The following is a 536-nucleotide window of genomic DNA, read 5'->3' on the forward strand; positions in this document are numbered from 1 at the left end:
TGAGCAGCCCGGTGACCTTGAACCGCTATTACCTTGGAATATTAAGCAAGGCTAGGTGTCGTTAGCTATACGCTTACTTATAAGCCAAAGGAAGTTCGGTGATGAAATCGATAATTGGAAAACTTGATGTGTTAAGCGTGTTTGCAGCGTGGACACTTTTAATAGTTTTCTTTGTATCTCTGGCTTATGGGAAAATGTTTTCTGAACCTAACGCTAGTGCTAGTCATTTAGTTTATTTGTTTGGGGCATTCTTTTGCACAGTTTTAATTCATATTGTTTTGGCATTTTTTAACCGTTGCCCACATTGCGATAAATGTTTAACTGTTCAAGGTTTTAAAAAGCCTCATCCAGCATCAAGTGGTAGCTGGGATAAAGTTGTTTGGCGCTGGTTTTCTGGTTCAATTGTTTGTATCCATTGCGGGCAAAGAGTGGCAACTAATGGCTTATAACAAGTTGCTCAAGTTCGTTCGTAAACTCACTGGGACAATTAACAGTTGGCTTGGCGCTTCGCGCAAGTTTAGCCAACAGTCAATTGC

General features: G+C 40.5%; 1 protein-coding gene. It reads left to right on the plus strand.

Going from position 1 to position 536, the window contains the following annotated elements:
* Nucleotides 1-101 precede the first annotated feature (101 nt).
* On the plus strand, nt 102-449 hold the full coding sequence (locus QMA08_RS20295) for a hypothetical protein (protein ID WP_024597877.1): 348 nt from the start codon (nt 102-104) through the stop codon (nt 447-449).
* Nucleotides 450-536: the final 87 nt, after the last annotated feature.

The organism is Pseudoalteromonas sp. APC 3355 (assembly GCF_030407615.1).
Classification (GTDB): domain Bacteria; phylum Pseudomonadota; class Gammaproteobacteria; order Enterobacterales; family Alteromonadaceae; genus Pseudoalteromonas; species Pseudoalteromonas distincta.

What these genes read in the sequence shown, in the direction of transcription:
- QMA08_RS20295 (WP_024597877.1), top strand. Translation starts at nt 102, where the DNA reads ATGAAATCGATAATTGGAAAACTTGATGTGTTAAGCGTGTTTGCAGCG.